Origin of the sequence: Salifodinibacter halophilus, from assembly GCA_012999515.1 — a bacterium.
Taxonomy (GTDB): domain Bacteria; phylum Pseudomonadota; class Gammaproteobacteria; order Nevskiales; family Salinisphaeraceae; genus Salifodinibacter; species Salifodinibacter halophilus.
The window spans coordinates 1-391 of record JABEEB010000046.1; the positions used below are offsets into that span (position 1 = coordinate 1).

Annotated in this window: 1 protein-coding gene; it reads left to right on the forward strand. The window is 71.9% G+C overall.

Annotation, left to right across the window (positions count from 1 at the left end):
- On the forward strand, window positions 1-391 hold a 391-nt coding region (locus HKX41_10605), incomplete at both ends, for an autotransporter outer membrane beta-barrel domain-containing protein (protein NNC24581.1).

Sequence of the window (391 nt, forward strand, 5' to 3'; positions counted from 1 at the left end):
CGCCCCGCGGCCCGACGGCGGCGCGTGGGTGCAAGGCGCGGCCGGTTACGCCAAGAGCAGCTTCGATGTCACCCGCCCGGTCCACGTCGGCGTGTTCGACCGCACCGCGCGGGCCGACGCCGATGCCGACGGTTGGTACGCGATGGCCGAGGCCGGCTGGCGTTTCGAAACGCCGAGCGCGAGCATCGAGCCGCTGGTCGGCGTCTACCACAGCCGCCTGAGCCTGGACGATGTGACCGAGACCGGCGCCGGCGAGGCCAACCTGCGCGTGGAGGGCAAGGGCTACGACACGACCACGCTCGGCGCCGGGGTGCGTTTCATCGGCAAGGCGGGGCGCCTGCGTCCCACCTTTGACATCCGTTACCTGCACGATCTGAACGACGACGCGCCG